The 13,838-nt window shown below is 51.2% G+C and carries 13 protein-coding genes and 4 tRNA genes; 8 read left to right on the top strand and 9 right to left on the bottom strand.

Translation table 11 applies throughout. The features are described 5' to 3' along the window. Positions 1 to 18 precede the first annotated feature (18 nt). The 6 genes from ACU8XX_RS16830 (at position 19) to pnuC (ending at position 2,681) form a co-directional block, all read left to right on the top strand. Positions 19 to 94 (top strand) — tRNA-Val (locus ACU8XX_RS16830). Positions 95 to 97: 3 nt separating this feature from the next. After that, a tRNA-Lys gene (locus ACU8XX_RS16825) sits at positions 98 to 173 on the top strand. Positions 174 to 319: 146 nt separating this feature from the next. Further along, positions 320 to 395, top strand: a tRNA-Lys gene (locus ACU8XX_RS16820). A 132-nt stretch (positions 396 to 527) separates the two neighbouring features. Beyond that, positions 528 to 603 (top strand) — tRNA-Lys (locus ACU8XX_RS16815). A gap of 277 nt (positions 604 to 880) precedes the next feature. Beyond that, positions 881 to 1,924 carry a quinolinate synthase NadA gene (nadA, locus tag ACU8XX_RS16810; protein WP_000115291.1) on the top strand — a complete coding sequence of 348 codons (1,044 nt, stop codon included), beginning with the start codon at positions 881 to 883 and terminating at the stop codon, positions 1,922 to 1,924. A 37-nt stretch (positions 1,925 to 1,961) separates the two neighbouring features. Then, complete coding sequence (gene pnuC, locus ACU8XX_RS16805) at positions 1,962 to 2,681, top strand: nicotinamide riboside transporter PnuC (RefSeq protein WP_000345410.1); 720 nt, start codon at positions 1,962 to 1,964, stop codon at positions 2,679 to 2,681. Here the strand turns inward: pnuC and zitB are convergent. Continuing rightward, positions 2,678 to 3,619 (bottom strand): CDF family zinc transporter ZitB, encoded by a 942-nt coding sequence (gene zitB / locus ACU8XX_RS16800; protein ID WP_000951292.1) that lies wholly within the window; start codon positions 3,617 to 3,619, stop codon positions 2,678 to 2,680. The genes pnuC and zitB overlap by 4 nt on opposite strands. Positions 3,620 to 3,732: 113 nt before the next feature. Continuing rightward, complete coding sequence (locus ACU8XX_RS16795) at positions 3,733 to 4,113, bottom strand: YbgS-like family protein (RefSeq protein ID WP_000784351.1); 381 nt, start codon at positions 4,111 to 4,113, stop codon at positions 3,733 to 3,735. A 315-nt stretch (positions 4,114 to 4,428) separates the two neighbouring features. On the opposite strand from ACU8XX_RS16795, the gene aroG reads away from it, so the two are divergent. Next, a complete protein-coding gene (gene aroG, locus ACU8XX_RS16790) occupies positions 4,429 to 5,481 on the top strand; it encodes a 3-deoxy-7-phosphoheptulonate synthase AroG (RefSeq protein ID WP_001109196.1) in 1,053 nt (350 codons plus the stop codon). A gap of 157 nt (positions 5,482 to 5,638) precedes the next feature. On the opposite strand, the gene gpmA is transcribed toward aroG, so the two are convergent. The 7 genes from gpmA to modE all read right to left on the bottom strand — a co-directional run bounded on the left by gpmA (position 5,639) and on the right by modE (position 13,440). After that, complete coding sequence (gene gpmA, locus ACU8XX_RS16785; protein ID WP_001295305.1) at positions 5,639 to 6,391, bottom strand: 2,3-diphosphoglycerate-dependent phosphoglycerate mutase; 753 nt, start codon at positions 6,389 to 6,391, stop codon at positions 5,639 to 5,641. Positions 6,392 to 6,592: 201 nt separating this feature from the next. Next, positions 6,593 to 7,633 (bottom strand): galactose-1-epimerase, encoded by a 1,041-nt coding sequence (gene galM, locus ACU8XX_RS16780; protein ID WP_000931389.1) that lies wholly within the window; start codon positions 7,631 to 7,633, stop codon positions 6,593 to 6,595. Then, a complete protein-coding gene (gene galK, locus ACU8XX_RS16775) occupies positions 7,627 to 8,775 on the bottom strand; it encodes a galactokinase (RefSeq protein WP_000053415.1) in 1,149 nt (382 codons plus the stop codon). The genes galM and galK overlap by 7 nt, the downstream gene beginning before the upstream one ends. Before the next feature lie 3 nt (positions 8,776 to 8,778). Further along, a complete protein-coding gene (gene galT, locus ACU8XX_RS16770; RefSeq protein ID WP_000191497.1) occupies positions 8,779 to 9,825 on the bottom strand; it encodes a galactose-1-phosphate uridylyltransferase in 1,047 nt (348 codons plus the stop codon). 9 nt (positions 9,826 to 9,834) lie between these two features. Beyond that, complete coding sequence (galE, locus tag ACU8XX_RS16765) at positions 9,835 to 10,851, bottom strand: UDP-glucose 4-epimerase GalE (RefSeq protein WP_001265438.1); 1,017 nt, start codon at positions 10,849 to 10,851, stop codon at positions 9,835 to 9,837. A gap of 260 nt (positions 10,852 to 11,111) precedes the next feature. Next, positions 11,112 to 12,584, bottom strand: coding sequence for a molybdate ABC transporter ATP-binding protein ModF (gene modF, locus ACU8XX_RS16760; protein WP_000096875.1), 1,473 nt, complete (start codon positions 12,582 to 12,584; stop codon positions 11,112 to 11,114). A gap of 67 nt (positions 12,585 to 12,651) precedes the next feature. Next, a complete protein-coding gene (gene modE / locus ACU8XX_RS16755) occupies positions 12,652 to 13,440 on the bottom strand; it encodes a molybdenum-dependent transcriptional regulator (protein ID WP_001147439.1) in 789 nt (262 codons plus the stop codon). A gap of 128 nt (positions 13,441 to 13,568) precedes the next feature. On the opposite strand from modE, the gene acrZ reads away from it, so the two are divergent. Continuing rightward, the gene (gene acrZ / locus ACU8XX_RS16750; RefSeq protein WP_000891515.1) at positions 13,569 to 13,718 is read left to right on the top strand and encodes a multidrug efflux pump accessory protein AcrZ; all 150 of its coding nucleotides are present in this window, start codon (positions 13,569 to 13,571) and stop codon (positions 13,716 to 13,718) included. Positions 13,719 to 13,838 lie beyond the last annotated feature (120 nt).

Here is a 13,838-nt window from a genome sequence, read left to right as displayed (position 1 = left end):
AGTATCCAGCGCAGTATCGGGTGATTAGCTCAGCTGGGAGAGCACCTCCCTTACAAGGAGGGGGTCGGCGGTTCGATCCCGTCATCACCCACCACTCGGGTCGTTAGCTCAGTTGGTAGAGCAGTTGACTTTTAATCAATTGGTCGCAGGTTCGAATCCTGCACGACCCACCAGTTTTAACATCAAACTCAGATGTTAAGCGTGAAGGATAACGTTACGCCAGCAACGGCCCGTAGGGCGAGCGAAGCGAGTCATCCTGCACGAGCCACCAATTTTAAAGATTGGTTCCGAGTAGAAATCTTTCAGGTAACACCCATATGGGTCGTTAGCTCAGTTGGTAGAGCAGTTGACTTTTAATCAATTGGTCGCAGGTTCGAATCCTGCACGACCCACCAATTTAAAGGTGGTTACTGGTAGAGAACGTGAAGGATAACGTTGCGTTAGCAACGGCCCGAAGGGCGAGACGAAGTCCAGTCATCCTGCACGACCCACCATCCTGAATGATTAAAGCAGCATAATCCCGCAAGGGGTCGTTAGCTCAGTTGGTAGAGCAGTTGACTTTTAATCAATTGGTCGCAGGTTCGAATCCTGCACGACCCACCAATGTAAAAAAGCGCCCTAAAGGCGCTTTTTTGCTATTCAGGCATCTCTCAATTTCAATTCTTGACCCTGATGACATACTCCGCGCTTGCTGCGTAAACAACTTTACGTCGGAGGAATAAGACGCAAAGTGTGGCATTCGGCATCTCATACGTAATTCGAGTGACTTTTCCCCACCATTCGACTATCTTGTTTAGCATATAAAACAAATTACACCGATAACAGCGAATATTACGCTAATGTCGGTTTTAACGTTAAGCCTGTAAAACGAGATGGTAAGATGAGCGTAATGTTTGATCCAGACACGGCGATTTATCCTTTCCCCCCGAAGCCGACGCCGTTAAGCATTGATGAAAAAGCGTATTACCGCGAGAAGATAAAACGTCTGCTAAAAGAACGTAATGCGGTGATGGTTGCCCACTACTATACCGATCCCGAAATTCAACAACTGGCAGAAGAAACCGGTGGCTGTATTTCTGATTCTCTGGAAATGGCGCGCTTCGGTGCAAAGCATCCCGCTTCTACTTTGTTAGTCGCTGGGGTGAGATTTATGGGAGAAACCGCCAAAATTCTCAGTCCGGAAAAAACAATTCTGATGCCGACACTTCAGGCTGAATGTTCACTGGATCTCGGCTGCCCTGTTGAAGAATTTAACGCATTTTGCGATGCCCATCCCGATCGTACTGTCGTCGTCTACGCCAACACTTCTGCTGCGGTAAAAGCGCGCGCAGATTGGGTGGTAACTTCAAGCATTGCCGTCGAACTTATTGATCATCTTGATAGTTTGGGTGAAAAAATCATCTGGGCACCCGACAAACATCTGGGGCGTTACGTGCAAAAACAGACGGGTGGAGACATTCTATGCTGGCAGGGTGCCTGTATTGTGCATGATGAATTTAAGACTCAGGCGTTAACCCGCTTGCAAGAAGAATACCCGGATGCTGCCATACTGGTGCATCCAGAATCACCACAAGCTATTGTCGATATGGCGGATGCGGTCGGTTCCACCAGTCAACTGATCGCTGCTGCGAAAACATTGCCACATCAGAGGCTTATTGTGGCAACCGATCGGGGTATTTTCTACAAAATGCAGCAGGCGGTGCCAGATAAAGAGTTACTGGAAGCACCAACCGCAGGTGAGGGTGCAACCTGCCGCAGCTGCGCGCATTGTCCGTGGATGGCCATGAATGGCCTTCAGGCCATCGCAGAGGCATTAGAACAGGAAGGAAGCAATCACGAGGTTCATGTTGAAGAAAGGCTGCGAGAGAGGGCGCTGGTGCCGCTCAATCGTATGCTGGATTTTGCGGCTACACTACGTGGATAACGAATAATAAGGCGTAACGTTACGCTTTGGGGGAAAGATGGATTTTTTTAGTGTGCAGAATATCCTGGTACATATACCAATAGGGGCAGGCGGTTATGATCTCTCATGGATCGAAGCGGTAGGCACGATCGCCGGGTTGCTGTGTATTGGCCTTGCCAGTCTGGAGAAGATCAGCAACTACTTCTTTGGCCTGATCAACGTCACCTTGTTTGGCATTATTTTCTTTCAGATTCAGCTGTATGCCAGCCTGCTATTACAGGTGTTTTTCTTTGCCGCGAATATTTACGGTTGGTATGCGTGGTCGCGACAAACCAGTCAGAACGAGGCGGAGTTGAAAATTCGCTGGTTGCCATTGCCGAAGGCACTCAGCTGGTTGGCGGTTTGCGTTGTTTCGATTGGTCTGATGACGGTATTTATCAATCCGGTGTTTGCATTTTTGACCCGCGTGGCAGTCATGATCATGCAAGCATTAGGATTACAGGTTGTGATGCCTGAACTGCAACCGGACGCTTTCCCGTTCTGGGATTCATGCATGATGGTGTTATCTATCGTGGCAATGATTCTGATGACGCGTAAGTATGTGGAAAACTGGCTGTTGTGGGTGATTATTAACGTGATTAGCGTCGTTATTTTTGCACTTCAGGGCGTTTACGCCATGTCTCTGGAGTACATCATCCTGACCTTTATTGCGCTCAACGGCAGCCGGATGTGGATCAACAGCGCACGTGAAAGAGGCTCACGCGCGCTGTCCCATTAATGGTGATGATGTGAATGGCCAGACACCCCTTCATTCAGGTGGCAGTCTGGCCCATGACAAGGTTGATATTCCATCTGAATGGTGGCGTGCTCAATCTGATAGTGATCCATCAGGTAGTGTTGGATCTGATCCAACAAGGCATCGTGATCGTGTGGCGGGATCACCTGCACATGCAACGTCATCACCGGCTTCTCGCCTACCATCCATACATGTACATGGTGCACATTGCGGACTTCCGGGATTTCCCGGCACATACGACGCTTCAGTTCAGCGATATCCAGCGATACCGGTGCACCTTCAAGTAATTCATTCACGCTATCTTTCAACAGTCGCCACGCGCTACGCAGAACCAGAAGCGACACCAGTATCGAGAGAATGGGGTCAGCAGGTGTCCAGCCAGTCCAGATAATAATCAACGCGGCAATAATAGCCCCAACCGAACCCAGCAGGTCCCCGAGCACATGCAGTGCCGCTGCTCGTACGTTGAGGTTTTTCTCTTCGCTGCCGTGATGAAGTAACCAGAAAGAAAGTATATTTGCCAGCAACCCAGCCACGGCAATTGCCATCATCATGCCGCCCTCGACCGGACGCGGCGTGCGGAAGCGTTCTATCGCCTCCCAGACAATCAAAATGGTAATTACCACGAGGGCTATGGCATTCACAAACGCCGCGAGCGTGGTCAGTCTTAGCCAACCGAAAGTGTGGCGAATGGTGGGAGGACGACGTGAAAATTGCACGGCGAGTAGGGCGAAAAGCAGGGCGGCAGTATCGGTCAACATATGACCCGCATCGGCCAGCAATGCCAGAGAACCAGAAAGAAAACCACCAACGACTTCTACCAGCATAAACCCGGCAGTCACGCCGAAAGCATACAACAAGCGACGAGCATTATTATCTTCTGGCAGGTGTGAGGACGTGTGTGAGTGTGAGTGCGCCATGACGAGTCATCCCTTAATTATTCTCACTTAACTTTATGACATCATACTGCTTTTAGAAGTGAAAAATTAAAAGGGAGAGACTCCGCTCTCCCATTATTGGCTATTTTGCAGGGTTACTGCGTGGTACCGTCGGTTTTGGTATCGACATCATTATTGATGCCATCACCGGTTTGTACCTTTTTATTGATATCCGGACAGCGACCATCTTTGCACATGGTGTTCTTGTGCTCTTCATCTTTGGTCATTCCGTCATTGTTCATTGAAGAACCATCCGAATGCAGCATTGTGCCGCCAGAACCGGTATTTACCCCGTTATTGTCGACGTTATTTGGCGCGACATTTTCACGGGCGTCAGGGGCTACCTGGCCCGCATCAGCTGCGGCGTTTGCCTGGCCGTTATTAGTTTGCGCTCCGCTATCGGCAGCCAGTGCGGCACCGCTGGCAAGGCTTAGAGTGGCAGTCAGAAATAATGTGGCCAGTTTTGTCATTTTCATAGGATGCTCCTGTTATGGTCGTTATGTCGGATAACCTCTTCCAACAGTGCATTTGCAGGTGAATATAAGGCATTGGTTTAAGATTTCAGCCAGGTTATGAAACGCAGCAGAGAATCTTGAAATAATTAACAAACAAAGGAGTTACAGTTAGAAATTGTAGGAGAGATCTCGTTTTTCGCGACAATCTGGCGTTTTTCTTGCTAATTCCAGGATTAATCCGTTCATAGTGTAAAACCCCGTTTACACATTCTGACGGAAGATATAGATTGGAAGTATTGCATTCACTAAGATAAGTATGGCAACACTGGAACAGACATGAATTATCAGAACGACGATTTACGCATCAAAGAAATCAAAGAGTTACTTCCTCCTGTCGCATTGCTGGAAAAATTCCCCGCTACTGAAAATGCCGCGAATACGGTTGCCCATGCCCGAAAAGCGATCCATAAGATCCTGAAAGGTAATGATGATCGCCTGTTGGTTGTGATTGGCCCATGCTCAATTCATGATCCTGTCGCGGCAAAAGAGTATGCCACTCGCTTGCTGGCGCTGCGTGAAGAGCTGAAAGATGAGCTGGAAATCGTAATGCGCGTCTATTTTGAAAAGCCGCGTACCACGGTGGGCTGGAAAGGGCTGATTAACGATCCGCATATGGATAATAGCTTCCAGATCAACGACGGTCTGCGTATAGCCCGTAAATTGCTGCTTGATATTAACGACAGCGGTCTGCCAGCGGCAGGTGAGTTTCTCGATATGATCACCCCACAATATCTCGCTGACCTGATGAGCTGGGGCGCAATTGGCGCACGTACCACCGAATCGCAGGTGCACCGCGAACTGGCATCAGGGCTTTCTTGTCCGGTCGGCTTCAAAAATGGCACCGACGGTACGATTAAAGTGGCTATCGATGCCATTAATGCCGCCGGTGCGCCGCACTGCTTCCTGTCCGTAACGAAATGGGGGCATTCGGCGATTGTGAATACCAGCGGTAACGGCGATTGCCATATCATTCTGCGCGGCGGTAAAGAGCCTAACTACAGCGCGAAGCACGTTGCTGAAGTGAAAGAAGGGCTGAACAAAGCAGGCCTGCCAGCACAGGTGATGATCGATTTCAGCCATGCTAACTCGTCCAAACAATTCAAAAAGCAGATGGATGTTTGTGCTGACGTTTGCCAGCAGATTGCCGGTGGCGAAAAGGCCATTATTGGCGTGATGGTGGAAAGCCATCTGGTGGAAGGCAATCAGAGCCTCGAGAGCGGGGAGCCGCTGGCCTACGGTAAGAGCATCACCGATGCCTGCATCGGCTGGGAAGATACCGATGCTCTGTTACGTCAACTGGCGAATGCAGTAAAAGCGCGTCGCGGGTAAGGTTTAATTGTCGGATGCGCCGTCAGAGTGGCGTATCCGATGAATCACCACAGGCCTGATAAGTCGCGCAGCGTCGCATCAGGCAATGTGCTCCATTGTTAGCAACAAAAAAGCCGACTCACTTGCAGTCGGCTTTCTCATTTTAAACGAATGACGTTTACTTCGCTTTACCCTGGTTTGCAACCGCCGCTGCTTTCGCTGCGATCTCGTCAGCATTACCCAGATAATAGCGTTTCAGCGGTTTGAAATTCTCGTCGAACTCATACACCAGCGGCACGCCAGTCGGGATATTAAGCTCAAGAATCTCTTCTTCGCTCATGTTATCAAGATATTTCACCAGCGCACGTAAAGAGTTACCGTGTGCAGCGATGATCACGCGCTCACCGCTCTTCATACGCGGCAGAATAGTTTCATTCCAGTAAGGGATCACGCGGTCAATGGTCAGCGCCAGGCTTTCCGTCAGCGGCAGTTCTTTCTCGCTCAGTTTCGCGTAACGCGGATCGTGACCCGGATAACGCTCATCATCTTTAGTCAGTTCCGGCGGAGTCACTGCAAAACCACGACGCCACTGTTTCACCTGCTCGTCGCCATACTTTTCAGCAGTTTCCGCTTTGTTCAGACCCTGCAACGCACCGTAGTGACGTTCGTTCAGTTTCCAGGATTTCTCAACGGGCAGCCATGCCTGATCCAGTTCGTCCAGCACATTCCACAGGGTATGGATAGCGCGTTTCAGCACAGAAGTGTAAGCAAAGTCAAAGCTGTAACCTTCCTCTTTCAGCAGCTTACCTGCTGCTTTTGCTTCGCTTACGCCTTTCTCAGACAGATCCACGTCGTACCAACCGGTGAAACGGTTTTCTTTGTTCCACTGACTTTCGCCATGACGAACCAGAACCAGCTTAGTTACAGCCATATACTTACTCCTCAAATCATCTTTTAATGATAATAATTCTCATTATATTGCCGCGACGAAGCAACAGCAATGCTTACGCATAACCATAGCGAAAATAGTGGCGCAGTGTAAGGTTGTTGTGAATATTGAGTTGCAAATATGTCGGTGTTTGCTGGTGATTTGAACAATATGAGATAAAGCCCTCATGACGAGGGCTTAACATTACTCAGCAATAAACTGATATTCCGTCAGGCTGGAATACTCTTCGCCAGGACGCAGGAAGCAGTCCGGTTGCGGCCATTCAGGGTGGTTCGGGCTGTCCGGTAGAAACTCGCTTTCCAGAGCCAGCCCTTGCCAGTCGGCGTAAGGTTCGGTTCCCCGCGACGGTGTGCCGCCGAGGAAGTTGCCGGAGTAGAATTGCAGAGCCGGAGCGGTGGTGTAGACCTTCAGCTGCAATTTTTCATCTGCTGACCAGACATGCGCCGCCACTTTCTTGCCATCGCCTTTGGCCTGTAACAAGAATGCGTGATCGTAACCTTTCACTTTGCGCTGATCGTCGTCGGCAAGAAACTCACTGGCGATGATTTTGGCGCTGCGGAAATCAAAAGACGTTCCGGCGACAGATTTCAGGCCGTCGTGCGGAATGCCGCCTTCATCAACCGGCAGATATTCGTCCGCCAGAATCTGCAACTTGTGATTGCGCACGTCAGACTGCTCGCCGTCAAGATTGAAATAGACGTGATTAGTCATATTCACCGGGCAAGGTTTATCAACTGTGGCGCGATAAGTAATGGAGATACGGTTATCGTCGGTCAGACGATATTGCACCGTCGCGCCGAGATTACCCGGGAAGCCCTGATCACCATCATCTGAACTCAGGGCAAACAGCACCTGACGATCGTTCTGGTTCACAATCTGCCAGCGACGTTTGTCGAACCCTTCCGGCCCGCCGTGCAGCTGGTTAACGCCCTGACTTGGCGAAAGCGTCACGGTTTCACCGTCAAAGGTATAACGGCTATTGGCGATACGGTTGGCATAACGACCAATAGAGGCCCCCAGAAACGCGGCCTGATCCTGATAGCATTCCGGGCTGGCACAGCCGAGCAGCGCCTCGCGGACGCTGCCATCGGAAAGCGGAATACGGGCGGAAAGTAAAGTCGCACCCCAGTCCATCAGCGTGACTACCATCCCTGCGTTGTTACGCAAAGTTAACAGTCGGTACGGCTGACCATCGGGTGCCAGTGCGGGAGTTTCGTTCAGCACTGTCCTGCTCCTTGTGATGGTTTACAAACGTAAAAAGTCTCTTTAATACCTGTTTTTGCTTCATATTGTTCAGCGACAGCTTGCTGTACGGCAGGCACCAGCTCTTCCGGGATCAGCGCGACGATACAGCCGCCAAATCCGCCGCCGGTCATGCGTACGCCACCTTTGTCGCCAATCACAGCTTTGACGATTTCTACCAGAGTGTCAATTTGCGGCACGGTGATTTCGAAATCATCGCGCATAGAGGCATGAGACTCCGCCATCAACTCGCCCATACGTTTCAGGTCGCCTTGCTCCAGCGCGCTGGCAGCTTCAACGGTGCGGGCGTTTTCAGTCAGTATATGACGCACGCGTTTTGCCACGATCGGGTCCAGTTCATGCGCAACAGCGTTGAACTCTTCAATGGTGACATCACGCAGGGCTGGCTGCTGGAAGAAACGCGCACCGGTTTCGCACTGTTCACGACGGGTGTTGTATTCGCTGCCAACCAGGGTACGTTTGAAGTTACTGTTGATGATGACGACAGCCACACCTTTGGGCATGGAAACTGCTTTGGTCCCCAGTGAGCGGCAATCGATCAGCAAGGCATGATCTTTCTTGCCGAGCGCGGAAATTAGCTGATCCATGATCCCGCAGTTACAGCCTACAAACTGGTTTTCTGCTTCCTGACCGTTAAGCGCGATTTGTGCGCCGTCCAGCGGCAGATGATAAAGCTGCTGCAATACGGTTCCGACCGCGACTTCCAGTGAAGCGGAAGAACTTAACCCGGCACCCTGCGGCACATTGCCGCTGATCACCATGTCCACGCCGCCGAAGCTGTTGTTACGCAGTTGCAGATGTTTCACCACGCCACGAACGTAGTTAGCCCATTGATAGTTTTCATGTGCGACAATGGGCGCATCGAGGGAAAACTCGTCGAGCTGATTTTCATAATCGGCTGCCATCACGCGAACTTTACGGTCATCGCGTGGTGCACAACTGATCACGGTTTGATAATCAATCGCGCAGGGCAGAACGAAACCGTCGTTGTAGTCGGTGTGTTCACCAATCAAATTCACGCGGCCAGGCGCCTGAATGGTGTGAGTGGCAGGGTAGCCAAATGCGTTGGCAAACAGAGATTGTGTTTTTTCTTTCAGACTCATTTCTTACACTCCGGATTCGCGAAAATGGATATCGCTGACTGCGCGCAAACGCTCTGCTGCCTGTTCTGCGGTCAGGTCTCGCTGGGTCTCTGCCAGCATTTCATAACCAACCATAAATTTACGTACGGTGGCGGAGCGCAGCAGAGGCGGATAAAAGTGCGCGTGCAGCTGCCAGTGTTGATTCTCTTCGCCATTAAATGGCGCGCCGTGCCAGCCCATAGAGTAGGGGAAGGAGCACTGGAAGAGGTTGTCATAACGACTGGTCAGCTTTTTCAACGCCAGCGCCAGATCGCTGCGCTGGGCGTCGGTCAAATCGGTGATCCGTAAAACGTGGGCTTTGGGCAGCAGTAGCGTTTCGAACGGCCAGGCAGCCCAGTAAGGCACGACGGCTAACCAGTGTTCGGTTTCGACAACGGTACGGCTACCGTCTGCCAGCTCGCGCTGAACATAATCCACCAGCATTGGTGATTTCTGTTCGGCAAAATATTCTTTTTGCAGGCGGTCTTCGCGCTCAGCTTCGTTAGGCAGGAAGCTATTTGCCCAAATCTGACCGTGCGGATGCGGGTTAGAGCAGCCCATCGCCGCGCCTTTGTTTTCAAAAACCTGCACCCATGGGTACGTTTTCCCCAGTTCTGCGGTTTGCTCCTGCCAGGTTTTGACGATTTCCGTCAATGCTGCAACGCTGAGCTCTGGCAGCGTTTTACTGTGATCCGGTGAAAAGCAGATCACCCGGCTGGTGCCGCGCGCGCTCTGGCAACGCATCAGCGGATCGTGACTTTCTGGCGCATCTGGCGTGTCAGACATCAAAGCCGCAAAGTCATTAGTGAAAACGTAAGTCCCGGTGTAATCGGGGTTTTTATCGCCTGTCACCCGCACATTACCTGCGCAGAGGAAGCAATCTGGATCGTGCGCAGGTAACACCTGTTTGGCTGGCGTTTCCTGCGCCCCCTGCCAGGGGCGCTTAGCGCGGTGCGGTGAAACCAGAATCCATTGCCCGGTGAGCGGGTTGTAGCGGCGATGTGGATGATCAACGGGATTAAATTGCGTCATGGTCGTTCCTTAATCGGGATATCCCTGTGGATGGCGTGACTGCCAGTGCCAGGTGTCCTGCGCCATTTCATCGAGTGTGCGCGTTACGCGCCAGTTCAGTTCACGGTCGGCTTTGCTGGCGTCCGCCCAGTAGGCCGGAAGGTCGCCCTCGCGACGCGGTGCAAAATGATAATTAACCGGTTTGCCGCAGGCTTTGCTGAAGGCATTAACCACGTCCAGCACGCTGTTGCCTACGCCAGCGCCGAGGTTGTAGATGTGTACGCCTGGCTTGTTCGCCAGTTTTTCCATCGCCACGACGTGACCGTCCGCCAGATCCATTACGTGGATGTAATCGCGTACGCCAGTACCATCTTCGGTCGGATAATCGTTACCAAAAATCGCCAGCGAGTCGCGACGGCCTACAGCAACCTGGGCGATGTATGGCATCAGGTTATTCGGAATGCCTTGCGGATCTTCGCCCATATCGCCCGACGGATGCGCGCCAACCGGGTTGAAGTAGCGCAGCAGGGCAATGCTCCAGTCCGGCTGGGCTTTTTGCAGATCGGTGAGGATCTGTTCCACCATCAGCTTGCTTTTGCCGTAAGGGCTTTGCGGTGTGCCGGTCGGGAAGCTTTCAACGTATGGAATTTTGGGCTGATCGCCATAAACGGTGGCGGAGGAGCTAAAAATAAAGTTTTTGACGTTAGCGGCGCGCATGGCGCTAATCAGGCGCAGAGTGCCGTTGACATTGTTGTCGTAATATTCCAGCGGTTTTTGTACCGATTCGCCCACGGCTTTCAGCCCGGCGAAGTGGATCACGGTGTCGATAGCGTGATCGTGCAGGATCTCGGTCATCAACGCTTCGTTACGAATATCGCCTTCAACAAACGTTGGATGTTTGCCGCCTAAACGCTCGATAACAGGCAGTACGCTGCGCTTACTGTTACAGAGGTTATCAAGAATGATGACATCATGACCGTTTTGCAGTAATTGCACACAGGTATGACTTCCAATGTAACCGCTACCACCGGTAACCAGAACTCTCATAATTCGCTCCATTAGGCTTATGGTATGAAATAACCATAGCATAACAAAGATGCGAAAAGTGTGACATGGAATAAATTAGTGGAATCGTTTACACAAGAATTTAGCCGTTTTTTATGCGCGATTAAGTGATTATAAAACAGAGGGTTTATGAATGATTGCGCTTTTTATCTGAAAAAAGACGCGGTTTCATGCCTGCATGCGTCGAACCGTTGGCCGGAGAGGGCGCTAAGGCCGCCTCCGGCAAGGTCAGCACTACCGACTCAATATATTTTTGTCAGCACATAGCGATAGAGTCCACCGTCCGGCACGAACTCAAGACGATGGGTAATACAGGCAGGCGCATCTTCAGCGTGGTGCGAAACAAACAACAATTGCGTTTCACCTTCGCTAATCAGCACATCAACAAAACGGCGGATAAGCTGGCGATTCAGCGGATCAAGCCCCTGTAGTGGTTCATCGAGAATAAGCAACGTCGGATGTTTCACCAGTGCGCGGACAATCAGCGCCAGACGCTGCTGTCCCCAGGAAAGACTATGGAACGGAGCGTCAGCCGTGCGTTTATCAATGCCGAGAATATCCAGCCACTGCTGCACCAGTTTTTGCTGGCGATCCGAAACGGCCTGATAAATGCCAATCGAATCAAAATAGCCAGAAAGAATCACATTACGCACGGTAGTGCTGACCCGGTAATCCAGATGCAAACTACTGCTGACGTAACCGATATGCTTTTTGATATCCCAGATGGTTTCGCCGCTGCCGCGACGTCGTCCGAAAAGCGTCAAATCGTTGCTGTAACCTTGCGGATGATCGCCAGTAACCAGGCTTAATAACGTCGATTTTCCTGCACCATTTGGCCCGACAATTTGCCAGTGTTCGCTTGGATTCACCTGCCAGCTAAGGTTATTAAGAATGGGGCGATCGTTATAAGAAACCACGCCATTGTTCAGCACAATGCGCGGTTCGTTGGCGGGTAAGGCGTGACGTGCTGAAGGTTCATCCGGCTCCGGCAGTTGCACACCTTCAAGCTGTTCACTATGCGCCAGTTGCGCGACGAGTGCTTGTTGGAGCAGTTCCTCTTTAGCGCCAGTTTCCGCTAACGTGCAATCCGCCAGCACGCCAGCAAACTGGACAAACTCCGGGATCTCATCGAAGCGATTGAGCACCAGTACCAGAGTAATACCGGACTGATGTAACGAGGCGAGTCGCTCAGCCAGCTGCTGACGTGAGGCAACATCCAGGCCATCGAACGGCTCATCAAGAATCAACAAGTCAGGCTCCGACATCAGCGCCTGACACAGCAGGGTTTTTCGCGTCTCGCCAGTGGAAAGGTATTTAAAGCGTCGGTCGAGGAGGGCGGTAATACCGAACTGCTGCGCCAGTTGCATGCAACGCGGTGCATCCTTTACTTCATCCTGAATGATCTCAGCCGTAGTGCGTCCGGTGTCATCTTCGCCAGGGCCGAGCATATCGGTGTTATTCCGCTGCCATTCGTCGCTGACGAGTTTTTGCAATTGCTCGAAGGAGAGACGAGTGATGTGGGAAAACTGGCTTTGCCGTTCACCTTTCAAAAGCGGAAGTTCCCCCGCCAGCGCGCGGGCCAGGGCCGATTTCCCGCTTCCATTCGAACCGACAAACGCCCAACTATCACCCGCGTTTAACGTTAGCTGAGGCAATTGCAGCGTTTTTGTGTCGCTAAGACGAAACGTGCCTTGCAAAATTTGCAACGATGACATTTTATATCCCACTTTGTGCAGCGATTACTGACAGGGATACGTGTTTCATAACAAATTGTCAACACGCTTAGCACAGCGTGGCGATAATCACGCTGTCGGCATTAAAGTAGGCCGTGACATTCTGTCCTTGCTGAAGAGAAGTCGCTTCATTTACCGGCACTGTGGCGCACAGTGTTTGCCCGTCGGGTAGCGCCATTAATACTTCGCACTGCTCTGCGCCGCGCTCAATATGACTAATAATACCCGGTAATTGGTTGTCAGCGTTTTGCGCGACCGCCTCGTCCTGAGTAATACCTACCCACGGCGCTTTTAGCAATATCAACACTTCTTTGCCTTCATCCAGCCCCAGACGCGCGCCGCTTTGTGCGGTAATTGCGACTTTCAGGCGTGTTTTTCCGTCAGCCAGTAAGACATCAACATGCTGTTGAACGTCATCATGATCGCGGGCGGTGATGGTACCGAACCACTGGTTACGGGCGCTGGTTTGCAGTGAAAAACGTGAGATCGCGGCCAGCAGGCTGTTCAGCGGCAGGGCGTCATCGTCACTTAACACATCAAAGGCTTTTTGCTGGATTTGCGCCAGTAAGTCATAGAGCTGAATCAGTCGCTGACCATAGCGGGTCAGTACTGCGCCGCCGCCACCTTTACCGCCTGTTGCGCGCTCGACCAGAATATGCTCACTTAACTGATTCATCTCGTTAATGGCATCCCAGGCGCTTTTATAGCTAATACCGGCATCTTTCGCTCCCTGGCTAATGGAACCGGAAAGCGCAATGTGTTTTAGTAGCGAAATGCGGCGCGGGTCGGCGAATAATTTTTGTTGGAGCTTAAGGGTGAGAAGGATTTCGGCCTGCATAACAATGTCCTGGCAAAAGTCTTATTGTGACGGAAAACGAACGCCACGCAAAGCTGACCGCACAAAAGGGGAGTGCTTTTCTGTGCTTAGCGGTTAGAATAGTCTCATGACTATATCTGGAGTTGACCATGTTAGAGTTATTAAAAAGTCTGGTATTCGCCGTAATCATGGTACCTGTCGTGATGGCCATCATCCTGGGTCTGATTTACGGTCTTGGTGAAGTATTCAACATCTTTTCTGGTGTTGGTAAAAAAGACCAGCCCGGACAAAATCATTGATTCCCTGAATGCCCGCTTAGTCGGGCATTTTCTTTTTCTCAACTTCCTGCTTTTCCTGCCGATATTTTTTCTTATCTACCTCACAAAGGTTAGCAATAACTGCTGGGAAAATTCCGAGTT

Source organism: Escherichia sp. MAL-1, assembly GCF_052948035.1.
Note: the sequence above shows the minus strand (reverse complement) of the source record. Positions and strands in the feature narration are given on the sequence as shown.

Bases quoted from the DNA above. Each gene is read 5' to 3' on its own strand.
- zitB (WP_000951292.1), bottom strand. From the start codon at position 3,619: ATGGCGCACTCACACTCACACACGTCCTCACACCTGCCAGAAGATAAT.
- galK (WP_000053415.1), bottom strand. From the start codon at position 8,775: ATGAGTCTGAAAGAAAAAACACAATCTCTGTTTGCCAACGCATTTGGC.
- pnuC (WP_000345410.1), top strand. From the start codon at position 1,962: ATGGATTTTTTTAGTGTGCAGAATATCCTGGTACATATACCAATAGGG.
- acrZ (WP_000891515.1), top strand. From the start codon at position 13,569: ATGTTAGAGTTATTAAAAAGTCTGGTATTCGCCGTAATCATGGTACCT.
- aroG (WP_001109196.1), top strand. From the start codon at position 4,429: ATGAATTATCAGAACGACGATTTACGCATCAAAGAAATCAAAGAGTTA.
- galE (WP_001265438.1), bottom strand. From the start codon at position 10,851: ATGAGAGTTCTGGTTACCGGTGGTAGCGGTTACATTGGAAGTCATACC.
- ACU8XX_RS16795 (WP_000784351.1), bottom strand. From the start codon at position 4,113: ATGAAAATGACAAAACTGGCCACATTATTTCTGACTGCCACTCTAAGC.
- galT (WP_000191497.1), bottom strand. From the start codon at position 9,825: ATGACGCAATTTAATCCCGTTGATCATCCACATCGCCGCTACAACCCG.
- gpmA (WP_001295305.1), bottom strand. From the start codon at position 6,391: ATGGCTGTAACTAAGCTGGTTCTGGTTCGTCATGGCGAAAGTCAGTGG.
- modF (WP_000096875.1), bottom strand. From the start codon at position 12,584: ATGTCATCGTTGCAAATTTTGCAAGGCACGTTTCGTCTTAGCGACACA.
- modE (WP_001147439.1), bottom strand. From the start codon at position 13,440: ATGCAGGCCGAAATCCTTCTCACCCTTAAGCTCCAACAAAAATTATTC.
- nadA (WP_000115291.1), top strand. From the start codon at position 881: ATGAGCGTAATGTTTGATCCAGACACGGCGATTTATCCTTTCCCCCCG.